Raw genomic sequence first — 15,631 nt, 5'->3', positions numbered from 1 at the left:
TCGGGTTCTGCTTCGGGACCTCGGTCACTCCGGGCACGATCAGACCGGTCGGGTGTGCCCCTCGCCCCAGACGATCCACTTGGTCGACGTGAGCTCCGGAAGACCCATCGGGCCTCGGGCGTGCAACTTCTGGGTGGAGATGCCGATTTCGGCGCCGAAGCCGAACTGCTCTCCATCGGTGAAGGCAGTCGACGCATTCACCATGACGGCAGCGGCGTCGACTCGCGTCGTGAACTCGCGTGCGGCACCGAGGTCTGCGGTGACGATGGCCTCCGTGTGTCCGGTGCCGTAGGTGTCGATGTGCGAGATCGCGGCGTCGATTCCGTCGACGACCTTCAACGCGACGTCGAGAGACAGGTACTCCTCGGACCAGTCCTTCTCCGTCGCGGGCACCAATCCGGGCAGGTCACCGTGCACGACGACACTGTGCGCCTGGAATGCCTGCAGCAGACGCGGAACCGCGACGTCCGCAATCGATTGGTCGACCAGAATGGTTTCCGCCGCATTGCACACGCTGACGCGTCGAGTCTTGGAGTTCAGGGCGATCTTCTCCGCGGTATCGAGGTCCGCGGCCGAGTGCACGTAGATGTGGCAGTTGCCGACACCGGTCTCGATCGTCGGCACCGTCGCATCACGAACGACTGCCGAGATCAGTCCGGCTCCGCCGCGCGGAATGACGACGTCGACGAGGCCGCGGGCCTGGATCAGGTGGGTGACCGTGGAGCGATCGGAGCTACGCAGAAGCTGCACGGCGTCGACGGGTAGTCCGCCGGCTGCGAGCGAGCCCCCGATAGCGTCGACGAGAGCGGCGTTGGATCGTGCCGCGGAGGAGGATCCCCGCAGCAGCGCGGCGTTACCGGACTTGAAGGCAAGACCGAAGGCGTCGACCGTCACGTTCGGCCGCGCTTCGTAGACCATTCCGACGACGCCCAGCGGAACGCGCTGTTGACGAATCTCCAGACCGTTCGGCAGCGTCGAGCCCCGAACGACCTCCCCGACCGGGTCCGGTAGGCCGGCGACCTGGCGCAGACCGGCGGCGATTCCGTCGATGCGAGCGTCGGTCAACCTCAGGCGATCGAGCAGACCCTCGTCGGTGCCGGCGGCACGTGCGGCCTCGACGTCCGCAGTGTTGGCTTCGATGACCTGTGGAGCTGCGGCGAGCACTGCGTCCGCCGCTGCATGGAGCGCAGCATCCTTCTCGGCGGTGGTGAGGAGGGCCAGGGTGCGGGAGGCGATCCTCGCTCGCTTGGCCGCGGCATGAACGAGTTCACGCTCGTCCACCTGTTCGTGGGTGGGTGCTGCAGTCATGCACTACACACTAACCGTCCTGCACGGACGTTCCTGCAGTCGGTGAGTCGGCGCAACGGAGTCGGGAATGACGACGCCGTCGCGTCGGTTGCCACGCTTCGAGGGTCTGCACTTCGACCGGCAGCCCGTCTCGTGAACGACGAAGGAGAAACCTTTGAGCGCCTTGTTCGAGCCCCTGACCCTGCGGGGCGTCACGTTCCCGAACCGTGTGTGGATGGCGCCGATGTGTCAGTACTCCGCGGCAAAGGAGGGTGGCGACGTCGGAGTCCCTCACGATTGGCACCGCACGCACCTGGTCAGTCGTGCCATCGGCGGCGTCGGGCTCGTCCTCACCGAAGCCTCCGCCGTGAGCCCGGAAGGCCGTATCAGCCCGGCCGACCTCGGGATCTGGAACGACCGCCAGGCCGACGCATTCGCGGACATCGTGTCGCAGATCCACTCCTTCGGATCGGTAGCCGGCATCCAGCTCGCGCACGCCGGGCGCAAGGCGTCGACGACCGAGCCGTGGGCCGGTGGCGAGTCGATCCCAGCCGACGAACCGCTCGGCTGGACGACAGTCGGGCCGAGTGCACTCGCCTTCGGCGACTACTCGACGCCGGTGGAAGCAACCACCGAGGACATCGCCGGCATCGTCGCGGACTTCGCCGCCGCTGCCGGGCGGAGCCTTCGCGCCGGATTCGAGGTCGTCGAAATCCACGCAGCGCACGGATACCTCATCCACCAATTCCTGTCTGCCGCCAGCAACAAGCGCACCGACGAGTACGGCGGCGACTTCGCCGGACGTACGCGCCTGCTCCTCGAGGTCGTCGACGCGGTACGCGCGGTGTGGCCGGCGGATCTGCCCGTGTTCGTTCGTGTGTCCGCTACCGACTGGTTCGGCGACGACGAAGGGCTGGAGGCTCCGAGCTGGACTGCGGATCAGACCGTCGCGCTCGTTCAGCTGCTGCAGGATCACGGCGTCGATTTGATCGACGTATCGAGCGGCGGAAACGTACGCGCTCACATTCCCGTCGGTCCGGGGTATCAGGTGCCTTTCGCGAAGCGGGTCCAGAACGAGACGACCATCCCGGCTGCTGCGGTGGGGCTCATCACCGAGCCGAAGCAGGCCGAGGACATCGTGTCCACCGGTGAAGCAACAGCGGTTCTGTTGGGCCGTGAGCTTCTGCGTGATCCGTACTGGCCTCGCCGTGCCGCCCGCGAGTTGGGTGCGGAGATGAGCCCACCGGTCCCGAATCAGTACGCGCGAAGCTGACCGGCACCGCACAACTTCCAACAGTGACGGGTAGAGAAGACGAGAAGTGGTGATTCAGCCTACGAAGCCCAATTTCTTGTCGACCACGTTGACGAGGTCCGCGGACCGGGAGTAGTTGTCGAAGTTGGCGACGAACAACTCGGACAGTCTTTCTCGCCACCCGCGCGCGTCACCGCTCATGTGCGGTGTGACCACGAGGTTCTCGGTGGTCCAGATCGGGCTGTCGGCCGGCAGCGGTTCGATCTCGAACACGTCCAACGCGGCCCCTGCTATGTGCCCTGCCCGGAGTTGCACCAGCAGCGCTTCGGTGTCGAGCAGTTCTCCCCTACCTACGTTGATCACTCGCACACCGGGTTTCGTTGCAGCCAACACGTCGGCGCTGACCAGACCTCGCGTCGAGTCGGTCAGCGGAGCAACGAGCACGAGGTAGTCCACGTCGGACACGACCTGGCCCAGGTCCGAACTGGCGTGCACCACACCGAAGTCCGCGTCGCTCGATCTGGCCGTACGACCCACACCGGACACCTTCATTCCGACGGCTCTCAGCACACGGCCGATCTCGCGACCGATGGCACCGGTGCCGACGACCATGGCATGAGCGTCGTCGATGCGTTCGGTTTCCCTGTGCCTCCACTCCTTTCGCTGCTGGAGCGCAGCGGAACCAGCTGCATCCTTCGCGAAGGCGAGCACCTGCCCGAGAACGTACTCGGCGATCGGTCGGTCGAAGATTCCGCGTGAGTTCGTCACCACGACGTCGGAATCGGCCAGATCGTCGAACATGAGCGAGTCGACTCCGGCGGCTGCGATGTGAATCCATTTCAGCGAGTCGCACCTGCTCCACACCTGCTCGACCGCGGACGAGAAGAAGTCCCACAGCAGCAGCACGTCCGCCCCGGGGACGGCATCCGCGAGAGTGTCGGCGGTGGCGTATCGGACTTCCGCCGCCGCGGACACCGTCTCCATGCCGACAGGCAGATCGTCGGCATGGAGAACGACGACAACAGGGCTGTCCACCACTACTTCTTATACCCCACGAGTTCCACACCGGACGCCGCGACCTCGTCGTCGTTGTCACCCGGGCACTGACTGCCCCGCAGCGAACGTCCTGCTGTTTCCGGCATCAGCATGATCGGCACGAACGCAATGGCCGCGGCGAGCATCATGTACCAGCCGGGGATCAAGTTCGATCCGGTCCTGTCGATCAGGAACGTCAGGATCAGGGGTGCAGTACCACCGAACAGCGACGTCGAGACGTTGTAGCCGATGGCGAACGCGCCGTAACGCACCTGCGTCGGGAACAGTGCCGGCAGGGTCGAGGAGACGCACGAGCACATGATCACCAGCAGGATGCCGAGTCCGAGCAGTCCGATGGACTGACCGACGAGGCCGGTGTTGATGATGAGCAGGAACAGCGGAACGCTGAACACGAAATACCCGACGCATGCGGCCAGCAACAGCGGTTTCCGGCCGATTCGATCGGACAGAGATCCGATCGGGTTGATGATGGCCATCATGATCAACATGATGATCACGAGAGTGAAGTTGGACTGAGTTGTGCTGTGGCCCAGAGTGTCGCTGAGATAGGACGGCAGGAACGTCAGCACCGTGTAGTACGCGATGTTGAGCAGCAGCACGAATCCCATCAGGATGAGAATGCGCTGCCAGTACGTCATCGTCGTCTTCAGCGACGCGATGGCACCGCCGCCCGATGCACCCTCGGAGACCGTTTCGCCGTCTGCCTTCGCTTCGGAGAACACCGGAGAGTCCTCGAGCCGCGTCCGCAGCCACAGCGCGACGATGCCGAGCGGCAAGGTCAGAAGGAACGGAATGCGCCAGCCCCATGCCTCCATGGTGTCGTCGCCGAGACCGAGGTTGAGCAGGGTGCAGAGAGTAGCACCGGCGACAGTGCCTGCCAGAGTGCCGAATTCGAGGAACGAACCGAAGAATCCTCGGCGACGGTCCGGTGCGTACTCGGCCATGAACACGGCCGCGCCGCCGTACTCGCCACCGGTGGAGAAGCCCTGGACCAGTCGGCAGACGAGCAGCAGGATCGGGGCGAGGATTCCGATCGTGTCGAATGTGGGGAGAATGCCGATGGCCGCTGTGGCGATCGACATCATCGTCACCGTCAGGACCAGGACCTTCTGCCTGCCGATGCGGTCTCCCAGTGGGCCGAGCACGATGCCACCGATAGGCCGGATGATGAACGATGCCGCGAGCACTGCGAAAGTGGACAGCAGGCTCGCTCCCCCGTCCTCCGACGGGAAGAAGTTTGCCGCGATGTACACCGCGAGGTAGCCGTACACTGCGTAGTCGAACCATTCGACTGCGTTACCGAGTGCCGAACCGCCGATGGCACGGTGCAGGATTTTGGTCTCCTCCGGATTCAATTCGGAGGTGTCGGGCGGATAACCGGTAGGACTTCCGTGTCCCCCTGTTCTGGCTTTACTACTGTCGGACCCACTGCTGTCGGACCCACTGCTGGACGACTGTGTCACGGCCGGAATACCTCTCGCTTTGTGTACAAACGTGGAGCGTCGGGTTGGTACTTCGCAGCGTTTCACACTACGGAAGCTGATGTTCGCGTTTTCGCACTACCCCTTGGACCTGGACAAAACTGCAGGTAGCGCAACGATTCTGGACGCCATCAATGCGTACGCCCTTGCGCTGTCGCACAATTGCTGGACCGACACCGATTCGTCGGGTTGATGAGCCTGCGTTTCGATCTCACCCGGTCCCAACACGACGACCGGCGTACCCAGATCTCGGGCGACGAAACCTCCGTCGCACGATGCGGTCCACACGTCGGTCCCGCGAGAGCCGACGGCGTCGGTCACCGCAGCGACCGCCGCGACTGCTGTGTCACTGTTCTCGCTGGTCAGAAAGCCAGGCATCTCCATCGAAACGCCAACGGAGACTTCGATGCCGTCACCGGTGATACCGGCGTCGTCGATCGAGAGGCGCAGCTCGCGGGCGATCTCGTGTGCGTCTTCGCCGGGCAGAAGCCGCCGATCGACGGTGAGGACGCACCGATCGGCGACCATCGAGGTTCCGGTACCACCGTCGATCGTGCCGACGTTCCAGGTCGCGGGACCGAGGACAGGGTGCGGGTTCTGCCGCATCCGAACTGCGGACCTCTCGACGAGTCCGACGATCTTCGCCGCGGCCGCGATCGCGTTGCGACCGTTGCTCGGCCTCCCGGCGTGCGCGGATCTGCCCGTCACCACGATCTCCAGGTTCGCCGCACCCCGGCACCCGGTGATCGTCACGAGGTCTGTCGGCTCCGCGACAATGCAGTGCGAGTACCTCGGCGACGGTCGACTCGGTGCGTTGCCCCTCTGCACGAACGCTCTGATCCCGAGACCGGTGTCCTCCTCGTCGACGAGGCAAGCGAGCGAGATCGGTGCAGTGAGTTCGCTTGCACTGCGCTCGATCGCGGCCATCGCCACGACCACGGCGGCCAGACCACCCTTCATGTCGCACGCGCCGCGGCCGTACAGTCGACCGTCCCGTGTCGTTGCACGAAACGGGTCCGTCGACCAACCACCCCCGGCGGGAACGACGTCGGAGTGGCCGACGAACAGAACACCCGAATCCCCTGATTTCCCTGATTCTCCTGATTCCCCTATCGAGACAATCACATTCGGGCGACCTGGCGCTACCTCCACCATTTCCACTCGAAATCCCAGATCGCGGCACCGTGAGGCAAGAACATGCGCGACGCCGCCCTCGGTACCACCTGGGTTCTCACCACCGGCATCGATCAACGCCGAAGCCAGAGAGACGATCTCGTCGGTGTCGATGGATCGGAGCAGAGAGTTCTCGAAGTCGGTGACTTCCTTCGTGGTCATCGAGTGGGATCGCTGGACATGGTGTCCACCGCCCGGTCCACTGCTGCGGCCAGTCTTTTCACACCTTCGTCGATCCGCTCGGGAGTCGAGGACGCGAAACACAACCTCAGCGAGTCGTGAAACTTGCCGCCGACGGACAACGCGGGACCGGGAATGTAGGCGACACCTTCAGCCAGAGCTACCTCGAACAGGTCCTGCGTGGACACGGCGGAGGCTGTGCCGCGCAACGTGGCCCAGAGGAAGAAACCACCCTCGGGATCCGTCGTCTCGATCCTGTCGCCGAAGTACTTCTCCAGGCTTCGCTGCATCGCGATCTTCCGCGGCCGATAGACCGCGGCGAGCGATCGTAGGTGTTCGGTCAACTGTCCCCTGCGGATGAACTCGGCGATCATTCGTTGGTTGGGCAGATTGGTGCACGTGTCCATTGCCTGCTTCGCATTGATGAGCAACTGCCTGGCCTGCGGTGCGGCGTCGACCCATCCGACCCGCAGACCGGGTGCGATCATCTTGGAGAACGTACGTACCGAGAAAACCAGCGGGTCCCCGGGACTCAGCGCGGCGAAACTCGGGATGTTCTCGCCCTCGAACCGAAGCAGCCCGTACGGATCGTCGTCGAGAATCACCGATCCCCACTTGTGCGCGAGCTCGAGCAGCAGAGTGCGTCGTGCCAGCGACATGGTGGTGCCGGACGGGTTCTGGAAGTTCGGAATGACGTAGATCATCTTCGGCGGGCGTCCCGCTCGGGCCACGAGTTCGGGCAACGCTTCGACTATCAACCCGTCGGAATCCATCGGCGCTTCGAGCACTTCGCCGCCGTAGCTCAGTACCGTCGCGATTCCGTTCGTGTACGTCGGACTCTCGACGATGACGAGGTCACCGGGATCCACGAACAGCTTGCAGGCAAGATCGAGCCCCTGCATCCCGCCCGAGGTGATCACGATTCGGTCGGCCGACGTCGGCTCCCCTACCGAGTCGAGGTACTCCAGCAGGGCGTCGATCAGCCCGGGATCGCCTTCGGTGGCGGCGTAATCCATGGCGTCCGTCGTCATCACCTGCGCCGCGATCTCGGAGAACGCCGCCGCTGGAACCGTCTCTGCAGCAGGCGAACCCATCGCGAATCGAACGATGTCGTGCTTCTGCGCAGCGAGGAGGGAGGTGGACGAGTCGATGACCGATCCGACGAGTTTGTCGGTCCGCAGTGCCCACGGGATGGCAGGAGCGGAGCCTGGGGATTCAGGAGTGGAGCCTGCGGAATGACCCGGAGTAACAGGAGTGGAGCCTGCGGAATGGTTGAGCGAGGTGGCGTGCATGTTCACTCCTTCGTCAGTAGACGGCGGGGGTACGAGGTGAAGGTTTCCACTCCGCGGTCGGTGACTCTGACGGCTTCGGAGACTTCGTATCCGTAGTCGTCCATCCACATTCCGCCGATGATGTGGAAGGTCATGTTCTCGGCGAGGACGGTGTCGTCGTCGGTTCGGATGCTGACGGTGCGTTCGCCCCAGTCCGGTGCGTAGGCGATGCCGATGGAGTATCCGATGCGGGACGGTTTGTGCAGGCCGTGTTTCGCGAGGCCGACGTTCCAGATCTGCGCGAGTTCGGTTGTCGTCGTTCCCGGTCGAACTTCGGCGAGGACTCCGTCGAGCGCTTCTCCGGTGGATCGCGCGAGGTAGTCGAGTCGCTTGCTGGGCTTTCCGAGCACGATGGTGCGTGCCATGGGTACGTGGTATCGACGGAAGACGCCTGCGAGTTCGACGACCGTGGTCTCCCCTGCGATGAACCTCTGGTCGGACCACGTGAGGTGCGGTGTGTCCGCGCCGGCGCCGGTGGGAAGCATCGGGACGATCGCGGGGTGGTCGCCGCCGAAGTCGTCCGTTCCGCGTATTTGTGCGTTCATGATGGCCGCGGCTGCGTCGCACTGTCGTCCTCCGACGACCACTGCGTCGTAGGCTGCCGCCATCGCGGACTCGCAGACCTTGGCGGCACCGCGCATCAGGTCGATCTCGGCGGGTGACTTGATCACGCGCACCCAGTTGATCAATTCGTAGGAGTCGGTGAATCGGTACTCGGGAAGGGATTTGACCAACGCTTCGAACGCTTTGGGGCTGAAGTAGTACGAGTCCATCTCCAGACCGACTTGGCCGTGCGAGAAGTTGTTCACCACACCGAGTTCCCGGAGGCGCTGCGCGACCCACACGAACGGGTGGGTGTCCTTGCGCTGCACGAAGGTCTCGGGATAGCCGAACGTCTGCTCCTGTGGAAGCCACGACGTCCGGAACGCTCCGTTCGCGTCCATTTCTCGGGCGAAGAAGTACAGTTCGCCTTCCAGCGGCACGTAGAGCATCTGTGGGGTGTAGAACGACAGGGCGTTGTAGCCGAGCAGGTAGTACAGATTGGACGGATCGGTGACGATGAGCGCCGTGAGGTTCTGTGACGCCATCGATGCCCGTACCGCGGCGAGGCGGGCGGAGTACTCGTCGTCGGTGAACGTGATGGGCGTGCTGTTGGGCAGGTCCGCGTATTCGGCGAGGCCCTCGGAGTGGTTCGGTCCGACCGCACTGGTGAGTTCGGCTGCGAAGTAGTCGTTCACTGGTACCCCCTTTCGAGGCATTGTCAGGTGTGTCCGTTCAACCGATCTGCCGTTTGCAGATTGTTGACAATCAGGCTAAATGCCAGGTCCACTCCGCCGCAAGGAAATCCGTGTTACTTCTTCGTTTCGGCTCGTGCACGCGGGCGATTCATCACCGATTCACCCGCGCGCACGTGCCTCGACCAGCTATTGAGCGATACCAGTTGCCTCGTCGGCCATCGCACGCGTCAGATCGTGGATTGCGGTGTCCATGTGCTCGTGCACGCCGGCCTCCAACGCAGACCAGTCCCCGCCGACCAGCAGGTTCACCAGCAACTGGTGCTCCTCGACCAATGCCTCCGGCCGGTAGTACGCGGTTTCGAGGTTGGCCATGCAGATGCGCGCCTCCGCCGCCAGCGTCGCGTACATCCGCGACATGCGACTGTTCGACGTCGCGGACACGAGGGCGGTGTGGAACGCGAGGTCACGCTCGGCCAGTCCGAACCAGTCCGCGCGATCGATGTAGGGCTGCATCTGGTCCACGATCGCCGACAACCGAGCAGCAGTTGTCGTCAATGTCGATTCGTCGCCGTGCACGAGAGTCCACGCGGCGCCCACCTCGATCGCCGCGCGAGCCTCGTAGATCTCCGCGACGTCGTCGCTGCTGAGTTCGACGACGAACACTCCACGGTTGCGGTAGCTGACCAACAGCCCTTCCTGGTTGAGCCGTTGCAGCGCTTCTCGCACCGGTCCGCGGGAGATCTCCAACTCGGCAGCAACATTCGCCTCGTTGATCTGCTCACCGGGCGCGTAGGAGCCGTCGATGATGCGGTCGCGGATCTGATCGGCGATCACCATCGACGTGTTGCGCGCGTTGATCGGCGTCAGTCTTCTTGATCCTGGCACTGGTCTCTCCTCCGCTAGGACCTCGGGATAGCAAAATACTTGTACTCGAGGAACTCGTCGATACCGACCCTGCCGCCCTCGCGGCCCAACCCCGATTGCTTGACCCCGCCGAACGGCGCCGCCGGGTTGGACACGAGCCCCGTGTTCAACCCGACCATCCCTACTTCCAGCCGCTCCCCCATCCGGAGCGCTCGATCGATGTCCTGGGTGAACACGTATCCGACGAGTCCCCATTCGGTGTCGTTGGCCAACGCGATCACCTCGTCCTCGGTGTCGTACGGAACCACAGCGGCCACCGGCCCGAAGATCTCGGTCGACATCAGATCCGATGCGGGATCCACCGAATCGAGCACCGTCGGCGGGTAGAAGTACCCCGGGCCGTCGTCCGGCGCACCTCCGACGACTGCGCGGGCGCCTCGCTCCAGAGCGTCGTCGACGAGGCGCTGCACCTTGGCCCGGCCGTCCTCGTCGATGAGCGGCCCGACCTCCACTCCGTCACCGTCGCCGGGGCCGACGTTCAGTGCGTCCATTCGCGCGCCCAGCTTCTCGGCGAACTCGATTGCCACGGAACGATGTACGAAGAACCGGTTGGCCGCGGTGCATGCCTCGCCCATGTTGCGCATCTTCGCTACCATCGCGCCGTCCACGGCCCGATCGACGTCGGCTCCCTCGGCGACGACGAAGGGTGCATTGCCACCGAGTTCCATCGACGTACGCATCACCGTCGGTGCAGCCTGCGCCAGAAGAATCTTCCCTACTTCGGTCGAACCGGTGAAGCTGATCTTGCGCGCGTCTCCGCTCGCCATCCACGAACCGACGACGCTCGCAGCGTCGGTCGTCGGTACGACGTTGACGACTCCGTCCGGCACTCCCGCCTCGACCAGAATTGCGGCCAGGGCCAGAGCGGTCAGAGGTGTCTGTTCGGCCGGTTTGAACACCACGGTGCACCCGGCGGCCAATGCTGGGCCGATCTTTCGCGTACCCATGGCGAGCGGAAAGTTCCACGGGGTGACCAGGATGCACGGGCCGACGGGTTCGCGGGTGACGATGATGCGGTTCTTCCCGTCGCCGGTCAGGGTGTGATCACCTGAAATCCGCACCGCTTCTTCCGAGAACCAGCGAAAGAACTCGGCGCCGTAGGCGACCTCACCGCGCGCATCCGCCAGCGGCTTTCCCATCTCGGCGGTGATGATCGCGGCGAGTTCCTCGGTGCGCTCGACGATCAACTCGAAAGCCCGACGGAGGATGATGCTGCGTTCACGAGGAGCCGTCTGCGCCCACAACTTCTGGGCTTCCGATGCGGCTGCCATGGCCGCCTCCGCATCGGTGACGCCGCCGTCGGCGACGGTGGCGATGGTCTCACCTGTCGCAGGATCGACGACGTCGAACGTCTTTCCGCCGTGTGCGTCGCGCCAGTGGCCGCCGATGAACACCTGGGTCGGTGAATCGATCTCGGGTCGGGTCAGTGATGTGGTCATACGTCCCTCCTGGTGGTGCCTGGATCGAGAATGTGCGCGAGGTGCGTCGAGGCCCCGGCGCTGTGGTTGTCGGTGAGCTGGCGGACCTGCATGTGGCAGCTGAAACCGTCGGTGAGGATCGGTCGATCCCCCGCCCGACGCACGGCCGGAGCGAGGGCTTGTTCGGACACCTTCATGCTCATCTCGTAGTGATCGGGTTCGAAGCCGAAGTTTCCTGCCACGCCGCAGCATCCGGTTGCTTCGTCGATCGACTCGATTCCTGCAGCGGCCAACGCCTTCCGTTGGGTCGCTTCACCGAAGACGGCGTATTCGTGGCAGTGCGTCTGGACGGTCACGGCGTCCGGAACCGTCGCCGTCGGCGTCCACCCGCCTGCCGCCTGGTCGATCACTGCGCCCGCGAAGCTCTGCACGCGCGCTGCGACGCGTCGTGCGGCGTCGGTGTTCACCAGTTCCGGTAGGTCCTTCTTCAGTGCCGCCGCGCAACTCGGTTCGGTGACGACGATGGGACGGTCGGTGCCGTCGTCGAGCGCGTCCGCCGTCCGAGCAAGGTGCTTCCTGGCCGTCGCAAGCTGCCCGGTGGAGATCCAGGTGAGCCCGCAGCAGACGTCGCTGCGGCACTCGGCTGTTCGGCCGGCGTCGGCGAGGACTCGAACAGCAGCGCCGACGATCTCCGGCCGAAATCCCTTCGTGAACGAGTCGACGAACAGCACGACGTGACCGCCCTGGACCGAGTCGGTCGTCTGCGCCTTCAGTTCTGCACGTGATGCGAATCGCGGAAGCGCGCGCTCGGTCGTCAGTCCTCCGAGTTTCGCTGCCAGCACACCGATTCTGGGCGTCAGAACGGCATTGAGTGCCGGAGCGATCCGCGCGGTCACCTTCAGCCATCGCGGAAGCCATCCCAGCGAATAGTGCGCCATCGGACGCACCCGGCCAGCGTAGTGATGGTCGAGGAATTCCGCCTTGTAGGTCGCCATGTCCACGCCGACCGGACAGTCGGACGAGCACGCCTTGCAGGAGAGGCACAGATCGAGGGACTCCTTGACATCGGTGGATGCCCATCCCTCGGCGACGGTTCTCGAGCTGCGTACCATCTCCTGCAGCACTCGTGCCCGCCCGCGGGTGGAATCCTTCTCGTCACCGGTCGCCCGGAAACTGGGGCACATCACTCCGCCACTGCTCGATCGACAGCGGCCGACTCCGACACAGGACTGTGTGGCGTGGACGAACGGGTCGAGGTGCGGGACCGGTCGAGGATCCGGGCCCGATCCGATCTGGTGCAGATCGAAGGTCGTCTTCCACTCCCGCTTCGGGATGTTCGTCAGCGCAAGGTCGTTCATCATCGGCGCCGGGTCGGTGATACTGCCCGGGTTGAGCAGTCCGGCAGGGTCCCAGATGCCTTTGAAGCGCTCGAACGCCCTCACCATCGTGGTCGAGTACATCACCGGCAGCAGCTCCGAACGAGCGCGCCCGTCACCGTGTTCGCCGGACAGCGACCCGCCGTGACGGACCACGAGGGCTGCCGCATCCCGCAGGAACGCGTTCATGATCGCGCGGCCTTCGTCCGTCCGCTGGTCGAACGTTATGCGCACGTGCATGCATCCGGCACCGAAATGCCCGTACATCACTCCGGTCAAGCCGTGGTGTGCCAGCAGGTCGCGAAAGTCGGCCAGATACGCCGCGAGTTTCTCCGGGGCCACCGCCGAATCCTCCCAGCCGGGCCAGGATTCGGTGATCCCGCTCGCGCCGTCCGACAGTCGCGCCGACAGTCCAGCGCCGTCCTCACGCACTCGCCACAACGACTTCCGCTCGGACGGGTCGGCGACGACGCGACCGTCCTTCAACCGTCCCAGTTCTCGGAGTCGCTCGAGCAGACGCTCGGCCTTGTCCTCCACCTCGGTGGGGTCATCGCCGTCGAGGTCGACGTACAGCCAGGCGTTGCCGGACGGGAGGCCGCGCACCGAGTCCGCGCCGCGACGCATCCGCATGGTGTCGACGATCTTCTCGTCGATGCCTTCGATCGCGGCGGGAGAGAATTCGAGAATCGTCATGACGTCCTCGGCTGCTTCGACGACGTCCTCGTATCCCAGACTGAGCAACAGGGCAGCCGGAGGTACCTCCACGAGAGACACCGTCACGGCGACGACGATCGCGCAGGTGCCCTCGCTACCCACGAGCGCACGCGCCACGTCGAATCCGTTCTCGGGCAACAGGGTCGACAGGTGAAATCCCGACACCTGACGCGGAATGAGACCGAGCTCGAGACGGAGATCCGCCATGTGGTCCGAGACGAGCGACCGCAGGTCCGCAGTGATCCGAGTGGCGGCCTCGACCGACCGGGAATCGGAAGGATCCACGGCGGCGAGTCCGTCCCGTGTGGCCCGTAGAAGATGACCGTCCGAAGTGACGACATCGAGGGCGATCGTGTGATCGGCCGTCCGTCCGTAGCGCACCGAGTGGTTGCCGCAGGCATCGTTGCCCACCGCGCCGCCGACGGTGGCACGAGACTTGCTCGACGGATCGGGTGCGTACGTCAGCGCCCCTGCCGTCTCCGCCGACACGGCGGCGGCGAGTTCGGAGATGACGATTCCCGGCTCGACGACAGCGGATTTCCCCTGCTGATCGATCGACACGACCCGGTTCATGTGACGGGAGAAATCCAGAACGATCCCAGCGCCGATCGCGTTGCCCGCCATGGAGGTGCCGCCTCCCCGGCTGACTATGGGTACGCAGGCATTCGTGCACGCTCGGACCACCGTCCGGACCTCGTCCGCGGTTGCCGGAAACACGACAGCGAGAGGTGGCACGCGGTAGTTCGAGGCGTCGTAGGAGTACTCGGCACGCCGTCGAGGTGAGTCGTCCACCTCGATGTCCGTCCTCCGCAGAACATCGAGCACGCGCGCGGCGGCTTCGGGTTCGGGATCGAGAACGGTCACAATGCTCGCTTCAGGGTCCGGGCGATCGCGTCGAGTCCTTCGGCGACTTCGTCGTCGGTGACCACGAGCGCGGGAATGATGCGGACGACGTTTCCGAATCCCCCGCAGGTGAGGAGCAGCAGACCTTCGGAAATTGCGGTCTGCTGCACACGGGTTGCCGCCGCGGCGTCGGGAGCTCCGTTGTCGTCGACGAATTCGAGTGCTTGCATCAGACCGAGGCCGCGAGCATCGCCGATGGCCGAGTACTGCCCCTTCAGCTCGTTCAGTCCATCGAGAAGAACAGCGCCCTGCTCGGCTGCGTTGTCGACGAGGCCCTCGTCCCGCACCACGTCGAGTGTGGCCACTGCGGCGGCTGCGGCAACGGCGTTGCCGCCGTATGTCCCTCCCTGCGAACCCGGCCACGCCTTGGACATGAGTTCCTCGGACGCAGCGATTGCCGAGATCGGGAAGCCCGAGGCGAGTCCCTTCGCGGTGACGACGATGTCGGGGCGCGCAGCCGAGTGCTCGTGCCCCCAGAACTTGCCGGTGCGTCCGACACCTGCCTGAACTTCGTCGAAGACCAGGACGATGTCGTGTCGATCCGCGCGCTCGCGCAGTCCTTCGAGGAAGGCGGGCGGGGTCGGCAGGTAGCCACCGTCGCCGAGCACAGGTTCGATGATGAACGCGGCAGTGTCGGCGGGGCTGGACACCGTCGCCAGAAGGTAGTCGAGCTCCTTCAGAGCGAACGCGACGGCCGTCTCGGTGTCCCAGCCGTAGCGGAATGCGTACGGGAACGGCGCGATGTGCACGCCTCCCATGATGGGCGAGAAACCGGAACGGAACTTGGTGCCCGCCGTCGTCAGCGACGCCGCCGCGACCGTTCGGCCGTGGAACCCTCCGTGGAACGCGATGATGTTGGGACGCCCGGTGGCCATTCGTGCGAGGCGGATCGACGCCTCGACGGCTTCGGAGCCGGAGTTGGCGTAGAAGACGCTGTTCAGTCCGGCGGGCAGCACGTCACCCAGTTTCTCGGTCAATTCCAGGAGCGGCTTGTGCATCACGGTCGTGTACTGCGCGTGAATGATCTTGCCGACCTGTTCCCGCGCCGCCTCGACGACCTTCGGATGGCAGTGCCCGGTACTGGTGACGCCGATTCCGGTGGTGAAGTCCAGGTACTTGTTTCCGTCGGTTCCGTAGATCCAGCTGCCCGACGCGTAGTCGACGACAACCGGTGTGGCCTGCTTGAGTGCGGGGCTGAGGTGTGTGCGAGCTGGAGCTGTCATGCGAGCTATCGTGGTTCAGGATTTGCAGATTGTCAACAATCTGCAACCAATCGCCTCGTCGGGCTTCGGACGTCG

11 protein-coding genes are annotated in these 15,631 nt (G+C 64.6%); 1 reads left to right on the top strand and 10 read right to left on the bottom strand.

What is annotated here, in order from left to right; translation table 11 throughout:
* Positions 1-39: 39 nt before the first annotated feature.
* A complete protein-coding gene (locus CH289_RS19930) occupies positions 40-1,308 on the bottom strand; it encodes a glutamate-5-semialdehyde dehydrogenase (protein ID WP_019664701.1) in 1,269 nt (422 codons plus the stop codon).
* A 154-nt stretch (positions 1,309-1,462) separates the two neighbouring features.
* Here CH289_RS19930 and CH289_RS19925 point away from each other — a divergent pair, with 154 nt between their 5' ends.
* On the top strand, positions 1,463-2,560 hold the full coding sequence (locus CH289_RS19925) for an NADH:flavin oxidoreductase/NADH oxidase (RefSeq protein ID WP_179276838.1): 1,098 nt from the start codon (positions 1,463-1,465) through the stop codon (positions 2,558-2,560).
* A 54-nt stretch (positions 2,561-2,614) separates the two neighbouring features.
* Here the strand turns inward: CH289_RS19925 and CH289_RS19920 are convergent, their stop codons facing one another.
* From CH289_RS19920 to CH289_RS19880, 9 genes are all read right to left on the bottom strand, one after another.
* Positions 2,615-3,577 carry a D-2-hydroxyacid dehydrogenase gene (locus tag CH289_RS19920; RefSeq protein WP_094728402.1) on the bottom strand — a complete coding sequence of 321 codons (963 nt, stop codon included), beginning with the start codon at positions 3,575-3,577 and terminating at the stop codon, positions 2,615-2,617.
* Positions 3,577-4,950 carry an MFS transporter gene (locus tag CH289_RS19915; protein WP_019664704.1) on the bottom strand — a complete coding sequence of 458 codons (1,374 nt, stop codon included), beginning with the start codon at positions 4,948-4,950 and terminating at the stop codon, positions 3,577-3,579. Before CH289_RS19915 ends, CH289_RS19920 begins: the two co-directional genes overlap by 1 nt.
* 204 nt (positions 4,951-5,154) lie before the next feature.
* A complete protein-coding gene (locus CH289_RS19910; RefSeq protein WP_037158268.1) occupies positions 5,155-6,411 on the bottom strand; it encodes a M20 family metallopeptidase in 1,257 nt (418 codons plus the stop codon).
* The gene (locus CH289_RS19905) at positions 6,408-7,721 is read right to left on the bottom strand and encodes an aminotransferase-like domain-containing protein (RefSeq protein ID WP_462052408.1); all 1,314 of its coding nucleotides are present in this window, start codon (positions 7,719-7,721) and stop codon (positions 6,408-6,410) included. The genes CH289_RS19910 and CH289_RS19905 overlap by 4 nt, the downstream gene beginning before the upstream one ends.
* A gap of 2 nt (positions 7,722-7,723) precedes the next feature.
* Positions 7,724-8,998, bottom strand: a complete 1,275-nt coding sequence (locus CH289_RS19900) for a M24 family metallopeptidase (protein WP_094710748.1) — start codon at positions 8,996-8,998, stop codon at positions 7,724-7,726.
* A gap of 186 nt (positions 8,999-9,184) precedes the next feature.
* The gene (locus CH289_RS19895; protein WP_230593910.1) at positions 9,185-9,883 is read right to left on the bottom strand and encodes a GntR family transcriptional regulator; all 699 of its coding nucleotides are present in this window, start codon (positions 9,881-9,883) and stop codon (positions 9,185-9,187) included.
* 14 nt (positions 9,884-9,897) lie between these two features.
* A complete protein-coding gene (locus tag CH289_RS19890) occupies positions 9,898-11,361 on the bottom strand; it encodes an NAD-dependent succinate-semialdehyde dehydrogenase (protein WP_094710746.1) in 1,464 nt (487 codons plus the stop codon).
* Positions 11,358-14,294, bottom strand: coding sequence for an FAD-binding and (Fe-S)-binding domain-containing protein (locus CH289_RS19885; RefSeq protein WP_094710744.1), 2,937 nt, complete (start codon positions 14,292-14,294; stop codon positions 11,358-11,360). The genes CH289_RS19890 and CH289_RS19885 overlap by 4 nt, the downstream gene beginning before the upstream one ends.
* The gene (locus CH289_RS19880; protein ID WP_019664711.1) at positions 14,291-15,556 is read right to left on the bottom strand and encodes an aspartate aminotransferase family protein; all 1,266 of its coding nucleotides are present in this window, start codon (positions 15,554-15,556) and stop codon (positions 14,291-14,293) included. Before CH289_RS19880 ends, CH289_RS19885 begins: the two co-directional genes overlap by 4 nt.
* Between the last annotated feature and the right edge of the window lie 75 nt (positions 15,557-15,631).

The sequence above is a fragment of the Rhodococcus sp. RS1C4 genome (assembly GCF_002258225.1).
GTDB classification, from domain to species: Bacteria; Actinomycetota; Actinomycetes; order Mycobacteriales; family Mycobacteriaceae; genus Rhodococcoides; species Rhodococcoides fascians_E.
The sequence above is the reverse complement of the archived record's forward strand: the minus strand, read 5'-3'. Positions and strand labels throughout refer to the sequence as shown.